A 15237-nucleotide genomic window follows, 5' to 3' on the forward strand; every position below is an offset into this window, starting at 1 on the left:
TAAACATATTTTTTGCGATACTTCTTGCTTCGAATAAGACCATTCAAAATGACGATCTTTAGACTGCCTTCATTTTAACTTATAGCGTTACATCCTTAACCGAACTATCTACCGTTTAGAGAAATCGCTGTTTATGGTCTGCAGGTGCCAAGATACAATAATTATACTTTCCAAATAACACATAACGATTTAATGCGATGCGGTCATAGCACCAATCACGTATCACCTGTGGAAACACCTTCAGCACACTTATCAAGGACCAGGGAAGTGGCAGCTGCCTAACTATTTCTAAAAACGCGTTGCTTTTTGCTATAGCCCGCCCATCTTGCACAAGTAACATAGTCTCAAACTGATCAAGCGAATAATCAAACCACTGCAAAATTGCCCGACCTTGCTCGGATTGCACAGAGCAAAGTTTAAACCGATGCTCTTTATCAAAACGAATAATAAAACGGCTCCAGCCATTACATAGTTTGCACACCGCATCAAAGAGTATGATTTGATCGCCATCACTTACGTTAGGCGGGAGCTTATTCTCCATTGAATGACCCCTTATGCTGCCTAGTACGATCCAGCCACCACAAATAAATCGATGGCGGCACTATGGCGCAAACAGCGGCAAGATCAACCCATAAATGCAACCATGCATACTTTTGTACAGAAATAAAAATATCCTGCGGCGCCCAAACTAAGATAACAACAGCCAACCCCAACCACACAGCTTGCAGGTGAAAACGATCGCCCAAATAAATAAGCAGCAACATAAAAAGTGAAAATGCCTGTAGCGTTGCACCAAACAATGACACCCACCAGACTTGCAATGCCTTCACCTCCCACACCGCCGCATCGAGATAGAACAGCCTTAACACTGTCGTGTGGTAATCAGCTAACCAAGGATACTCACTAAACCAAGTCATACCCACACCACACAAAAAGTGGGCGACGCCCAGAAAATACAGCCATGAAATTAATAATTTCCGCATAAAATTTATTGCTCTGCACTGACTATTAAAAATCGCCTTAGATTATTTCTTCGTTTTCGCCTTACTTTCTTTTTTCAACTGACTACCCTCGGGGCAAAAAGTGGCGATCATATTGTGGAGCTTGGCTACCATGTTGTCATCCGCAAGGCGGTAGTGAACAAATTGACCTTTTTTTTCATAGGTGACGAGGCCTGCATGCTCTAGCACTTTTAAATGCTTCGATAATGAAGGCTTGCTCATGTCAAAGCGCTCAGCGATTTCTCCCGCCGTCATAGAGGCTTCCGACAAATAAGCCAGAATTCTCCGTCGCGGCGTCGATGCCAGAGCCTCAAATACACGATCTATATTCATAATTATATATTTAGCTATTTAGTTAATTAATGTATAAGCTAACATGAGTCGGCGCACATTCCTAGCCTCATACACCAAATACATACAATAGCTACCGTAGAAAATCAGGAGCAATAACATGAATAGCAACATGAACAGCAAAACAATTGCTAATGCAAAGAACGAGAAAGGAAATCATGATGTATGGTTGGTGTACGATGGCGAATGCCCTGTATGCACCACTTATTGCAAATATATACGCATTCGCGCTGCCGTTGGCCAACTCCACTTAGTGGATGCTCGCTTACCCGGTCCCTTGATGGATGAAATAACACAACTAGGGCTCGATATAGATCAAGGCATGGTGCTCAAATTTAAAAACGCCATCTACTATGGACCTGACGCCATACACTTGCTGACCTTACTCAGCACGCCATCAGGTATTTTTAATCGTATTAATTATTACCTCTTTAGCACCCATATTGGGGCAGCCATTGTTTACCCTATTGGTAAAGCGTTTCGCACATTGCTGCTCAAATTATTAGGGATTCACTATATCGAAAACCTTAAGTCGCGACCTTAACCTGCGACGAAACGCTAACAAAAAAATGTACGCATGCGCTGCTCACTACTCACATTTTTTAAACCTGATGCGCTAAATGATGCGCCTTAAAATCCTTAATAAAGCCCGAGACGCTGTGCAACTTATTTAAGTCCTCGGCCACCCGCAGTGATTTTTCTGCATGCGCAAAAACCAATTGCGCCTGCTCGATAGCAGCCAGCTTTATCTGCTCATTACCGAGCGATGCCAATGTGCTCAAGGCTTTTTGCAGGCGGATAATAACTTCGATTACTGCTGCACCATCCCGTGCTATGGGGTTAAAGGCATCATCAAACATATCCCCCAAATACACCTCAGGAACAGCTACACGATCAAAACTAACTTCCGGTTCTTCACTAGTATCACGCCCCGCTTGCGCGCAGGGTGCGAGCAAGCGCACTAACGACCCAATAATGCCTATGGCGGTACCTGGGTCATTTACAGCAGGCGATAGCGCTCTACTTGCTATTTCAGATAGTACTATAAGGCCAAAGCGAGGATCGTCATCAAAGGTTCTGCTCTTCCCTATAACAAAAGCGTTGGCGAATTTTTCACAATTTATTTTCTCTTGATCTACCAACGTATTTTCTGAATCTGCAGCAGCACGAAGATATGCCAAGGGCATATCCGGTGTTGCAAATTTACCGGGGAGTGACGCCACTTCAATATTTAAATCTTCTTTTTCCGCCAAGGACTGCAAGGCGGCAATATCAATGCGCTGGATATAACCGATGTGCGCGCTATAGATCGCCAATCCATCGGTACGACCTTCAGCTTTTACACCGCGTAAAACCGGCTGTTTTAATCGCCTGCGCAAAGAGGCCTCGGTCACTGCTTCTACTTTTTCAATAACAGTACCCAAGCGACCCAAGCGGGCAATACGATCAACCCAGCGAATAAAACTAAAAATCACTAAGGCGAAAACAGTAGTGGTGAGAACAAAAAGCGCAAAACGGCCCGCATTATTGTAATAGCCATTCATCAAGGCCACTTGCGCCACAATACTAAAAATAAAGGCGCCAATAAAAGTAGATAGTGCATTTTGCGAAACGTCATCTGCAATCACTAAAGAAAAAGAGCGTGGCGTTGCAGCATTACTTGCCGACTGATACGCCGAGAGCATTGACCCTACCGCAAATACCGCAATCACCAACATGCTCGCCGAAATAATCGACAATAGCGTCTCAACAGACTCCGAGGAAACCTCCGGCGTTAACTCAAACACAGGCATTTGGTCTGCCATTTTTGCCAGAAATGCAACCGCAATGGAGAGAATACAAATAAACAAGGGCTTTACCCAAAGCATTTCGCCCATACGGCGCAACAGAAATCTAAACTGATCTTTCATTTATTCTCCTTTTAACGGCTTTTTACCGAAATTTTGATGCTCAAATAGACTATAACGACTACAGCACCAAGATTGCTGCAAACAAATTAATCTCTTCTCCCAAACTTAACAAGAGAATGCTGGAATACCATAGCCCACCCCGATTGAAGACAATGTGACCCAGCTACCTCCGCACCATTAACAAGCTTTATACAACTGATCCTTGACCAATATCAAATATTTCTGTAATTTCAGTAAATACTGAAAACCAGGAAATAACATAATGCCAAGCAACCTAACACCCATGATCCAATCCTGCATTCTCCACTTTGGCGAAATGGGTAGTCGCTGGGGTATTAACCGCACCGTAGGACAGATGTATGCCCTGCTGGTATTGAGTGAAGAACCGCTCTGTGCAGACGATATGACCGAGGCGCTGGGCATATCTCGCTCTAATGTGAGTATGGGTTTAAAAGAATTAATATCTTGGGAGTTGGTGAAGCTGCAGCACCGCCCCGGCGAGCGCAAAGAGTTTTACTCGGCACCTGGCGATGTGTGGGACATTGCCAAAACGCTTATAGAACAGCGCCGCAAGCGTGAAATTGACCCCACTCTGAGCACACTGCGCAATTTACTGATCGAAAAACCAGCCAATGCCGAAGAGGAATATGCACAACAGCGCATGCGCGAAATGCATGAACTGATTGAAATGCTCACCCTCTGGACCACCGAAATTCAACGCTTAGATTCAGCCAAGCTCTCCAAGCTGCTCAAACTGGGCAGTAATATCGGCAAGGTGCTGGATATGAAAGACCGTTTTTTAGGTGGTAAAAAAGATTCAACAAAGTAATTGGAAGTAAGCTGAATTCGCTGAGATTGAATGAGTCGCGCGCACAAGGCTCCTCACAATCACCATTGCAGCACAGCACATTTAAGATTGACCAACCCAGAAGGATTTTTATTTTCTTCATCGAGGTACACCATGCTCGAACCCGCCGTAATAGATACACTCATACTCTCGCGTATTCAATTTGCTGCAAACATTTCCTTTCATATTTTATTTCCTTCCATCTCCATTGCCATGTGTTGGTTTTTGGTTTATTTCAAACTGCGCTATAACGGCAGCGGCGATGATGTATGGATGCGCGCTTATCGTTTTTGGGTGAAAATTTTTGCACTCACCTTTGCGATGGGTGTGGTCAGCGGTATTACCATGAGCTTTCAATTTGGCACCAACTGGCCGGGCTATATGGAAACCGTGGGCAACATCGCGGGGCCACTGCTTGGCTATGAAGTGCTGACGGCCTTTTTTCTCGAGGCAACTTTTCTCGGTATTATGTTGTTTGGTATTAAGCGCGTTTCTAATCGCATCCATACGCTTGCAACACTTTTGGTTGCCGTCGGCACCAGTATGTCTGCCTTCTGGATTATTGCTCTTAATTCTTGGATGCAAACACCCGTCGGTTTCGAAATGCGTCAAGTTGGCGATAGTCTTAAAGCCTTTCCTACTGACTGGTGGGCAATTATTTTCAACCCTTCTATGCCTTATCGCCTTGCACATATGGTGGTAGCGTCAGGCCTAACTGCAGCCTTTTTAATTGCAGGGCTGTCTGCGTATCGGCTATTAAAAGGTGATCACAAACCCGCACCGCGTCTCGCACTAAAAACCGCTGTAGTTGCAGCCGCGCTGTTAATTCCCTTACAAATTTTATTGGGAGACATGCACGGCTTGAATACGCTGCAGCATCAGCCCGCGAAAATAGCGGCAATGGAAGCGGTATGGCACACCGAAAAAGGCGCGCCGCTGATATTGTTTGCAGTACCTGATGAAAAAACCCAAAGCAACCTCTTCGCCCTTGAAATCCCTAAGGCGGCGAGTTTAATTCTGACCCATAAACTCGATGGCGAACTGAAAGGCCTCAATGAATTCGCCAATGCTCATCCTCCAGTTAAGCCGCTGTTTTACGGCTTTCGCATCATGGTTGGCTTAGGCGTTTTAATGCTGCTGGTGAGCTGGCTAGGTTGCTGGCAGTTGTTCTCGGGGTTTAAGGGCCGCGCCAAAGAAATTTCACCCTTGCTACTAAAAGTATTTGTAGCCATGACCTTCTCCGGCTGGCTCGCCACACTCGCGGGCTGGTACGTGACCGAAATCGGCCGCCAACCTTGGTTAGTTACTGGCGTATTAAAAACTGCTGACGCAGTCACCAAAACTCCGCCGAGTAATGTAGGTATTTCTCTTAGTATTTATTTAACGCTCTACGCACTTTTACTTTTTGCTTATGTGCGCACCCTGTTTTTAATGGCGAGAAAATCAGTATTGGTCGACCGCGCCGATGAAGTCGAAACCCTACAAGAGCAACTGATCAACGCGCAAGTTCCTCAAAATTCAACGTCAGCCAGCCAGCCAGCAACTCAGCAACCAAGGACCAACCCAGGAGAAAAGTCATGACAGATATTACACAGCTCAGTGGTCAAGATTTTTGGTTGCCGATCATTTTTATAGGGCTTATGGGATTGGCATTTTTTATCTACGCCATACTTGATGGTTATGATTTAGGGGTAGGTATTTTATTGCCTAAAGACTCCGAGGCTCAGCGCGACACCATGATCGCCAGCATAGGCCCATTTTGGGATGCCAATGAAACTTGGCTAGTGCTGGGTATCGGCTTACTCTTAATTGCATTTCCCGCTGCACATAGCATGATTTTATTTCACCTCTATTTACCCGTAACTATCATGCTTGCTGGATTAATTTTGCGCGGTGTCGCCTTTGATTTTCGCGCTAAAGCACCAGAGGATCATAAAAACCTGTGGGACACTATTTTTAAAACGGGCTCGCTCCTCGCAACGCTCTCGCAAGGCTATATGCTCGGCATCTATGTTATGGGGTTTGAGCAGAGCTTAGCCGCCTATCTGTTTGCAAGCCTCAGTGCTATTTGTGTTACCGCAGGCTATTCATTTATAGGTGCAGCTTGGCTGGTCATGAAAACCGAAGGGGAATTACAATTGCGCGCCGCGCGCTGGGCGCGCAAATGCGGCTGGCTTATGGCGCTGGGCATTGTGGCAGTATCCATTGTAAACCCCTTAATTAACCCTGCCATTTTTGCCAAATGGTTTGGTAGCCCGCTGATAGTGCTGCTACTGGTGATTCCCGTGTTTTGCGCGGTGTTATTTTTTATTGTAGATCGCTACTTAAAAGGCTTCCCCTACCCGCAGGATTTTGGCTGCTGGATTCCCTTCGCTGCAGCGGCAATGATTTTCCTACTCAGCTTTATCGGTTTAGCCTACAGTTTCTTCCCCTACGTAGTACCCAACCAATTAGATATTTGGCAAGCGGCAAGCGCCTCGGAGTCCCTCATGTTTATCCTATATGGTGCACTAATCGTACTGCCTACCATTCTGGTTTACACCGCCATCTCTTACAAAATATTTTGGGGCAAAGCGACGCAACTTAAATACTATTAACACGCAAATATAAGTCCACCAAAAAATTAGCTGGCTAAAAATAAAAAACCCCAGCTTGAAAAACTGGGGTTTTTAGCTTAAGCACTCAGCGAATAGTATTTGCTCGCAAACTTCCGAAATAACCAACAAACAGCAATTGTGATCAATCAATTATCCGCCTTTCCCAGTACCCGAAAGTGGTGCGTCAAACGATTCCCCTGCTCATCCACCAAGGTTATTTGGTGCTCGCCGGGAATTAGGTCCAGCGCAAATTGATGAAAGGTTTCGGTGGCGCCGAGAAATTCGTTGTCGAGGTGCCAAAATATTTTTCCTTGGGTATTTTCATTCGCCGCATTGAATACCGTTTTTGCACGCACGCCACCTAAGTCGGTGGGAATATAAATTTGACTGCCTTCGCGCGGATAAATTAACTCTAAAGGATTGTGCTCGGGCGCACTGGAAAGCAATTTTTGACAGTCGCGCCGAAATTGCGGCAGCGGGCGATATTCGGGGTGATTTTTGCGGTAATAAAATGCTTCACCCGGCGGCAGTACAAACCAATTGAGGTGTTGCATTTTGTCTAGAGGCTGGCAGCCGCTGTGCACCTGCCAAAGGCCCGCTTGATCTAAGTGAACCAATTGATGGTGAGGTGATATCTGCTGAAAGTGACTATTTTTAGGAATCCATTGATTCATGGACACACAGGCATCCGACGCCAGGTAGCCGTCATTTTTGCAGACTTTCACCAATCGCATATCCGCTGTTGGCCGTTCAAACCAATCAGTCGTTTCTAAGCTATTAAAAATATCGAAGAGCGACGGCGCTGCGGTCGCAGTACCGGTTAAGGCTGAATTACCTTCACCATCGGCATTGCCCGCCCATAGCCCAACGGTATAGCCGTTAGTTGTGCCTACCGCCCAGGCATCGCGCAAACCAAAACTGGTTCCGGTTTTCCACGCGATGGGGCGCGAACTGGAAAAGTTGCGCCAGTGGCCTTCAACACCGGGGCGATTCACCTCCACCAGCGCCCTCAGTGTTAGCCATGCGCTTGCAGGCGAGTATTCAGCAATTTTTTGTGTTGCTGCATTATCACTTAAAAGTAATTTCGGTTTTTGAAAATAAATGGGCGCACTGGTTTCCGCGCGCGCAACATGGGCGAGGTTGCCAAAGAGCGAGGTTATATCCCACAGTTTGGCCTCTGCACCGCCCAATACCAAGGTCAAACCATAGTCGGTCGGCGTGCGAAATAAAGTGGACATACCCGCGCCCTGCAAAAAATCGTAGAAGCGACTTACGCCAAAGCGATTAAGCATGCGCACCGCCGGAATATTTAACGAGCGCGCCAAGGCTTCGCGCGCGGGTATTGCACCGCGATAGGCTTTGTCATAATTCTGCGGCACATAGCCGCCGTAATCGGTGGGAACATCACTCACAAGCGTAGAGGGTAAAATATCGCCGCTTTCTAGCATTGCGGTATATAAAAAAGGTTTAAGAATACTGCCGGTGCTGCGCGGGCTTTGAATTAAATCTACATGGGGTGCCGCCGCTTCAGCTGAACTCGGCGCGGTATTGCCGATATAAGCAAGCACTTCAAAGGTGCGATTATCAAGCACAACTGCTGCAAGGTTACCAATAGCTTGTTTGCGCAGTGCACGCGCATGCAGGTGCAGAATGCGATTCACATTTCGCTGAAGTTGTTTATCAAGCGTGGATACAAAGCGCGCTGGTTTGCCCTGCTGCAACACCAGCGTTTCTAGCAAATGAGTTGCATCGCGTGGCATTGCCTTAGGCTTTACTGGCAGCAATTCAAGCTGTGCAAGCTGTAAGTCCATGTCCGATAGAGCGCCGCGCTGATGCAAACGCACCAGCAGTGCGTCGCGCTTGCGTTTTAATGCAGCGCGATTTCTACCAAGATGAATCAGTGCAGGGTTATTTGGCAATACCGCTAGGGTGCAGTATTCCGCCCAAGAAAGATGCTGTGCATCGCGCCCAAAGTAGCGCCAAGCCGCAGCATCCAAACCCACCACATTGCCACCGAAGGGCGCATGCGAGGCGTAGAGTGCGAGAATTTCGTCTTTTGAAAACGACAATTCTAAACGCAAGGTCATCAACATTTCGAGCAGCTTTTCATAGTAAGTGCGCGGAGGATTTTGCCGCGCCAAACGAATAACCTGCATGGATATAGTGCTGCCGCCGCTAACAACTTTTTGTTTTTTAATATTCAAATAAAACGCGCGCGCCAGCGCCAGTGGATCAACCCCTGGGTGAAGATAAAAGCGTTTGTCTTCGAAGGTAGTTGCCGCAAGACGAAATTTAGCGGGCACCGTTTCTGCCTCTGGAAAACGCCACTGTTGGTCGAGCGCAATTTTTGCACCCAAAAGTTCGCCGTGACGATCGACTAAGATCGCCGAGTAGGGACTGTCGAACAGCGGAGAAGGCAGGCATCGCCAGAAGACGATGCCCAAAATAACACTTATCACCAGTACTCCAATGACAAGTGGTTTACGCAGCCACACTTTAAGCATTTATTTTTTTACAACTTCCACCCAAGTGCCTTTAACCACCGCGCGCTTAGAGGCATCGTACATGGCCTCAACGGTGATTGACGGCAAATAAAACTTACCTAAATAGGCGGCATTCAGTTGAATTTTAATCTCACGGCTTTGCCCAGGCATTAAATCGAAATAGGTGTTGATTCTATCGTCGCGTATATCTTGGAAATCATAACTGCCACCCGCACGGCTAGCGCTACTCATGCGATCGTTATGAATTTCCCAACCTGAAGGCACCATGTGGCTCAACGCAAGATTTTTTAATTGCAAGCCGCTGGTATTGGTCACAGTCACGCGCGCACTAATATCCGTGCCCTGCACTAAGCGCTCAACATCGAGTGTTTTACCCTCGGCGTCGGTATAAAGAACATTCAAATCCAAACCTTGACTGACGGCCTGCTCTTCGCCGTGCTGCGGCACCCCCTGCACCGCCAAAGTTAAAAACAAGCGGCGCTCTGAGGTATTTTTCAGTTTGAATTTTTCACCCTTATCCTCCGGCACGGTCAAATCACGCGTGAAAATAGCTTTACTCAGTGTCTCAGCAACTTTAGCTTCGCTGCCAAACTTATAATAAAAGCTGGCAATTTTGTCGGTCGCATTTTTTTCATTGCCACTAAATTGTGCAAGCGACAACAACCCATAAGCAACAGACTGAGTGCTATACCATTGATCACCTGACATGTAACCGGAAATTTCGTCTGCTAAACCCTGCGCATCACTCCAACGATCTAAGCCCACTAACACTTTTAAGATAATCGCTTTATCGCGCAAGTCTGAGCCGAAGGTGGTGTCTGCAGCGGTATAGCTTTCAACATCGAAATTACGCGCGCTGACTAATTCCAGCGCCGTTGGGGTTAAACCGGCCTGTTGATAAGCCGCCGCCAATTGCCAAAGATCAATCGGCTGTAGCTGGCTACTAATTTCACGCAAGCGATTCATAGCGCCTAAATCTGGCGCGCCGGCCAAGGCAAGGGTATATAAACGATAGGCTTGATCGAGCGCGGAGTTATCACTGGCATCTTTATTCCAGGCCGCCGCTTTTTTACGCTGGTAACTTTCCCAGGCCGACAGTAATTCTGCGGGCACAAAATACCCCATGGCCTTAGCTTCTAACAAAAAGTGCCCAGCATAGTTAGTGCCCCAGGAATTAGTTTCGCCATTGCCCGGCCAGTATGCAAAACCACCGTCGGCAGTTTGGAAGCTGCGAATTCGGTCTATACCCAAGGCAATGTTGTTACTAATGCGTGCCTGTTGGTCGGAATCTAATTGCAGCAAATTAGGTAATGACAACTGTGGGAATACTGATGAGGTTGTCTGCTCAATACAGCCATGAGGATATTGAATAAGATAATCCATTCGCCCTTGCAAATTAATGGGCTGACTGGTGGAAACCTCTAACTTAACTTTGCGCGTGCCATCCAACCCAAACGGAATAATGTTCTTATCCCAACTTTCGCCGGGCGCCAAGGCGACACGTTCCAGTTTTACCGCGGGCGGATTGGGGCTGCGAATATCGATATATACATCCGAGTTGGCCGTATGATCGCCGCCCGCCGCGGTAAAATGTAAATGTGCCTTACCTAAACGGTTTTTAACTTTCAAATTTAGAAAGGCCATTTTTTCGCCCGTGCGCTCAAACTCAACCTGAGTACCATCGGGATTTAGGTTTTCAATATAATCCGCATCAGCATCAACACTCACCTGCACGCTGCGCGTTTTAGCATCAGTTAAAAACAAATCTATAGGAACTTGTAATTCCTCTCCTGGAGATAATACTCGCGGCAGTGTAGAAAGCATGGCAAGCGGCTCGGTAACGCGCACACTTTGCTCCGCTAAACCATAGGCACCATCTTTACCGGCAACCAACATAACGCGCACCGCGCCAATATATTGCGGCAATGCAAATTCACGTTTATCGGTAGCGCCTGCGGCTAAGGTAAAGGGGCCAATAAAGCGCACTACCGGCGGAAAGCGGCGCTTGTTGTTTTCGTCTTCTTTGTCAGTGGCATAATCACTACCACCCAATGCCAACAACCGATCTAGCTCACCGCCGTAGGCGCCGACCACATAGTCAAACATGTCCCAGGTTTTTACCCCTAGCGACTCTTTGGCATAAAAATGTTTTTGCAAATCGGGCGTGCGGAAATTGGTAATGCCGAGCAAACCTTCATCCACCAGTGCGAGGGTGTAGGTCATGCTGCGCCCAGATTTTTCCGACACAGATACCTGAATCGTTGTTTCAGGTTTCACTTCCTCAGGCACAAGAATTTGTGGCTCTAAGCGCGTCTTGGGGTCATCTACTTTTATCGAGGCAATACCATAAAGACGAATGGGGCGATCATTGTCTCTATCTTTATGCGGTTGAATCAGGGTTACGCTCACATACACATTGGGCGACATGGCCGAGGTAATCGGCAAATTGATTTCAGTATTGTCTTTACCGAACTCCACCCAGCGCTGCTCTATTACCCCTATACCATTTTCAATGCTGACCAGTGCCCGCCCTTGCGTCGCATCAGGGAAGCGGATTTTCGCCGTTTCACCGACGGTGTATTGCGTTTTATCGGGGAAGAAATTCAAAATATTCGCCCCCGATGCACCATCTTCCTGTGCGCGCCCAGCCCAACCCGGCCAATCGATGTAAACCACTTTACCCGAACAGTGGCCGCCATCACTATCACAGGCGCGCACAAAATAGCGGCCCCAATCGGGGTAGTGAACTTGGAAAGTCCAGGTACCCTGACCGTTTTTAGTATTAATAACGCCTTCGCTAATTTTGGTGTGATAACTACTGCTGGCAAAATTTGCGACAGTGCGACTGTTTTTATCCCACCACCACTCCCACGAAATTTTGTATAGCGTCACCTGCACATCATCCAAAGAAACCGGTTCACCCTGGGTATCTAAGGTAGCAATTTGTACCGTTTGATCCACATCCGTTAGCAGCATGCCGCGCGCAGCATCGCCCTTGGGCAAACGCACACCCACATAATTATCAAACGGGAAAAATTCTTTTGATTGGAAGCCGGTACTGAAAGCACCGCTCTCCTCGTAAACGCGCGTGGTGAAGCGAGCAGTTAACACACCGGGGGTTTGCTCCTTATCCACCTCAATTGAAGCTTCAATCTCTGCATTGCCATCGTCGTCCAGTAGGCCATTAAAAAGCTCTTGATTTACACCGGAAAACTGGCGCGCAGGGTCATCGAAAACATAATCAGAATAGCGCTTAAATTCAGTGCCGCGCGCGCCTAAAGATACGGATACCTCGGCTTTTAAACCACCGGCGGAAGCGCCTTGTAACCACTGCGCAAAGAGCGTGGTTTCTAGGGGCTCACTCGCCAAGAGTGGCTGCTCCCCCAACTCCAATTGCATTTTTAAGCGGTTGGGTACAATGGTTTCTATAGGTATTGCGCGGGTAAACACGCTGCCACCAAGCAATGCTCTGGCGTTCCAAGTACCTGTAGGTGCGTCCTCTGCAGTTTGCAGCGTAAAGGTATAAAAGCCATTAATGGGGCTGGCATTATTGAGCGTTTGTATAATTTGCCCTTGCGGGTTAAACAGCTGCATAGTCACTGGGTGATTCGCGGGAATTAATTTCTCGCGATCCTGTAACACAAAGGTTAAATAAATTTTATCGCCCGGGCGCCAAACATCGCGCTCGCCGTAAATAACACCTTTAACACCCTTATTAACCTGCTCACCCGAAATATCGAAATTTGAAACAGGTAAAGCGGCATTGTCATTAACCTTTAAATAGCCAATTTGCTTACCCTGACGCGCCACTAAATAAAAGGGCTTATCTTTCAAACTTAAACTCAGCATGCCGTTAGCATCGCTCGCGCCCTGCGCAAAACTTTGGTTTTGAAAGTTCATAACCTTGAGGCTTGCACCGACCAAAGGTGTTGCATTACGCAAATCGGTTAGCACTACATGCAGACGGTTATCACTACCCTCTTTGGCAATCATGCCGATATTAGAGGAGAAAAAATTTCGCTCTGCTTTAATGCTGCTCGAATAATAGTAATAGGCGTCCTTACAGGGATTTTCTCTCTCTGCCCAAGATGCATTTTGATAGGGGTTGTAATTGGCATCGGCAAAATCCCAACCGCTCGATTCATTCACATTGACATCAGACGCATTTTCTAAAGGCGTAACAGCGGGCATAGCTTCAGCATTTTCCGCTTCCGAACAGGTATAAACTGAATCTTTACGCGCCACAGAAATTTCTAAGCGAAACAAACTACCTGGGTGCTCGCTCATCAATTGCGTAGCATCCAATTCAAAGCGATTGGTATTATTTAAATCAGTCGCCGTTAGGGGAATGCGTTTACGCCACAAAAAGCGCCCGACTCTATAGAGGTTGTTATTCGATGACAGCGTATTCTCTTGCAAAAAGTGGCCGATATTATTATCGAACACCTCAAACGCCGTTACCTGTACGGCAGATACTCCCGCCGCATTAAATGGAATAGTTAAGCGATCGTTGGTCGGCAGTACTACGCCCTTACCGATAAAACTGACCATAGGTTTCTGGCCAGAAAAAAGCAGGCTTTTCACTTTTTGTTTAACGAGCTTAGAGCCATCAGCGGCTTTAATGCCCGGCTCCAAGGTTAATTTAACCTGGCCTTCCAATTGGTTTTCCGCAAAGACTTTTAATACGTTGGATTCAACTGCAAATGAATAGCCCTTGCGATTAAGCCGCACCAGCCCCTTAAGATTTTGACGTTTATCCAGCGACTTAGAAAAATACACGGCGATATAACGGCGCGTATCTTGAACTGGCGCTATTGAGGTGATTGAAAGACCGGTGCGTGCAGGAATTTTTATATCTTTACTACCAAGCGTAGCGGGAATACCCAGTGACTTGCCACTCCAAGTCACATTCAGAGTGTTTTCTATATCGTCCTTCTTTAAGCCGAGAATGGTAAAACCGTGATTCAATCCATTTTCTTGATGACGCCAAAGAATGGGCACTACCTTATTCAAAAAGCGCGCTTTAAGTACCGACTCAATGGCCTGAGGGTCTGCTAAGTCGGCGGTCGTCAAGTTACCGCGCAAATTAAATTCACCTTCATTCGCAGAGTTAACATTCAACCCCTCAAAGTGAATATCTAAGGCTTGCTCACGCACATGAAAGGTAAACTTATAGGTGCCTAAGGCGGGGGGAATATTGGTGAGCTGCGCCGTATTTACTTCAATTTGATAGCTCTGACCAGGAGTGAGCGGGCGCTGGGGTACCAGCGTAATTTCGTTAAGTGCGGAAAAAATGACCTTTCCCTTAATCTCTGGCGATGACGTAATAATATCCTTAGCACGCTTGCCAACTTGCTCTGGTCCCACGACAGGGTTTACAAACCCTATACGAATTTGATCCACCTTGGACAACAAGGGCCCAGATACCTGACTAATATGCTCAGCCCAATCTGGCGCTGCTTGAGGCTCTGGCGGCGCACTTTGCGCCGTAACAAGTGCGCTAAAGCAAAGCAACCAAAATAACGCCACATATCTGTTGATAAGGAAGCTATTCATTGAAAAGCTTTTAACTAAAAAACAGTTGGTTAACATCCCAGTTGTAGCGCTGAATTCACGTTTAACACTCATAAAACCTTCCAGTTGGCGAGGACAAATATTATTGAAATCTATAGGTACATCCTAATGGCAGCAATGCTGCCCTCACCCACGGAAAATTGCAACCAATAGCTTAGGGCCGAATTGCCTTCTAGCCCTGTTTAACATCAGTGTTTTACTGAAGACTAACGGCATACCAACAACGCCTACGCAGGTAAATATTCAGTAAAAGCCTATGATCTTTCCCACCTCAAGCAATTGGCAGTAATTGCTTGGCGGTTGATGAACGATTGCCAAAATAGACAATTCCGAATCTTTGAAAAAGATACGACCACCAAGAAACTTTGTATTAAATTGTAATCGGGTGATATTTGCATAAGCTCACGCTACCTGCGTTCATTTTGTGCTAATCGCCGCCTTTGACCAAACTCC

The 15237-nt window shown here is 46.8% G+C and carries 10 protein-coding genes; 4 read left to right on the forward strand and 6 right to left on the reverse strand.

The annotated features are described in order from the left end of the window. Positions 1 to 115: 115 nt before the first annotated feature. The 3 genes from AC0KUT_RS17890 to AC0KUT_RS17900 are packed head-to-tail and all read right to left on the reverse strand — an operon-like array spanning position 116 to position 1334. Positions 116 to 541 (reverse strand): thiol-disulfide oxidoreductase DCC family protein, encoded by a 426-nt coding sequence (locus AC0KUT_RS17890; protein WP_488831753.1) that lies wholly within the window; start codon positions 539 to 541, stop codon positions 116 to 118. Continuing rightward, positions 531 to 983, reverse strand: coding sequence for a hypothetical protein (locus AC0KUT_RS17895; RefSeq protein ID WP_488831754.1), 453 nt, complete (start codon positions 981 to 983; stop codon positions 531 to 533). Before AC0KUT_RS17895 ends, AC0KUT_RS17890 begins: the two co-directional genes overlap by 11 nt. Positions 984 to 1025: 42 nt before the next feature. Beyond that, the gene (locus AC0KUT_RS17900) at positions 1026 to 1334 is read right to left on the reverse strand and encodes a metalloregulator ArsR/SmtB family transcription factor (RefSeq protein ID WP_488831755.1); all 309 of its coding nucleotides are present in this window, start codon (positions 1332 to 1334) and stop codon (positions 1026 to 1028) included. A 118-nt stretch (positions 1335 to 1452) separates the two neighbouring features. Between AC0KUT_RS17900 and AC0KUT_RS17905 the strand changes: the two genes are divergently transcribed. Then, a complete protein-coding gene (locus tag AC0KUT_RS17905) occupies positions 1453 to 1896 on the forward strand; it encodes a DCC1-like thiol-disulfide oxidoreductase family protein (RefSeq protein WP_488831756.1) in 444 nt (147 codons plus the stop codon). 58 nt (positions 1897 to 1954) lie between these two features. Here AC0KUT_RS17905 and AC0KUT_RS17910 read toward each other — a convergent pair whose 3' ends face one another. Next, positions 1955 to 3262 (reverse strand): DUF2254 domain-containing protein, encoded by a 1308-nt coding sequence (locus tag AC0KUT_RS17910; RefSeq protein ID WP_488831757.1) that lies wholly within the window; start codon positions 3260 to 3262, stop codon positions 1955 to 1957. A 262-nt stretch (positions 3263 to 3524) separates the two neighbouring features. Between AC0KUT_RS17910 and AC0KUT_RS17915 the strand changes: the two genes are divergently transcribed. The 3 genes from AC0KUT_RS17915 to AC0KUT_RS17925 all read left to right on the forward strand — a co-directional run bounded on the left by AC0KUT_RS17915 (position 3525) and on the right by AC0KUT_RS17925 (position 6706). After that, the gene (locus AC0KUT_RS17915) at positions 3525 to 4091 is read left to right on the forward strand and encodes a GbsR/MarR family transcriptional regulator (RefSeq protein WP_488831758.1); all 567 of its coding nucleotides are present in this window, start codon (positions 3525 to 3527) and stop codon (positions 4089 to 4091) included. 132 nt (positions 4092 to 4223) lie between these two features. Next, positions 4224 to 5690 (forward strand): cytochrome ubiquinol oxidase subunit I, encoded by a 1467-nt coding sequence (locus AC0KUT_RS17920; protein WP_488831759.1) that lies wholly within the window; start codon positions 4224 to 4226, stop codon positions 5688 to 5690. Beyond that, entirely contained in the window at positions 5687 to 6706 is a 1020-nt protein-coding gene (locus tag AC0KUT_RS17925) for a cytochrome d ubiquinol oxidase subunit II (RefSeq protein ID WP_488831760.1), read from the forward strand. The genes AC0KUT_RS17920 and AC0KUT_RS17925 overlap by 4 nt, the downstream gene beginning before the upstream one ends. Before the next feature lie 146 nt (positions 6707 to 6852). Here the strand turns inward: AC0KUT_RS17925 and pbpC are convergent, their stop codons facing one another. Both pbpC and AC0KUT_RS17935 read right to left on the reverse strand, forming a co-directional pair. Further along, complete coding sequence (pbpC, locus tag AC0KUT_RS17930; RefSeq protein WP_488831761.1) at positions 6853 to 9210, reverse strand: penicillin-binding protein 1C; 2358 nt, start codon at positions 9208 to 9210, stop codon at positions 6853 to 6855. Further along, positions 9211 to 14766 carry an alpha-2-macroglobulin family protein gene (locus tag AC0KUT_RS17935; protein WP_488831762.1) on the reverse strand — a complete coding sequence of 1852 codons (5556 nt, stop codon included), beginning with the start codon at positions 14764 to 14766 and terminating at the stop codon, positions 9211 to 9213. Positions 14767 to 15237: the final 471 nt, after the last annotated feature.

It is taken from the genome of Cellvibrio sp. 25HG11W-0 (assembly GCF_057815475.1).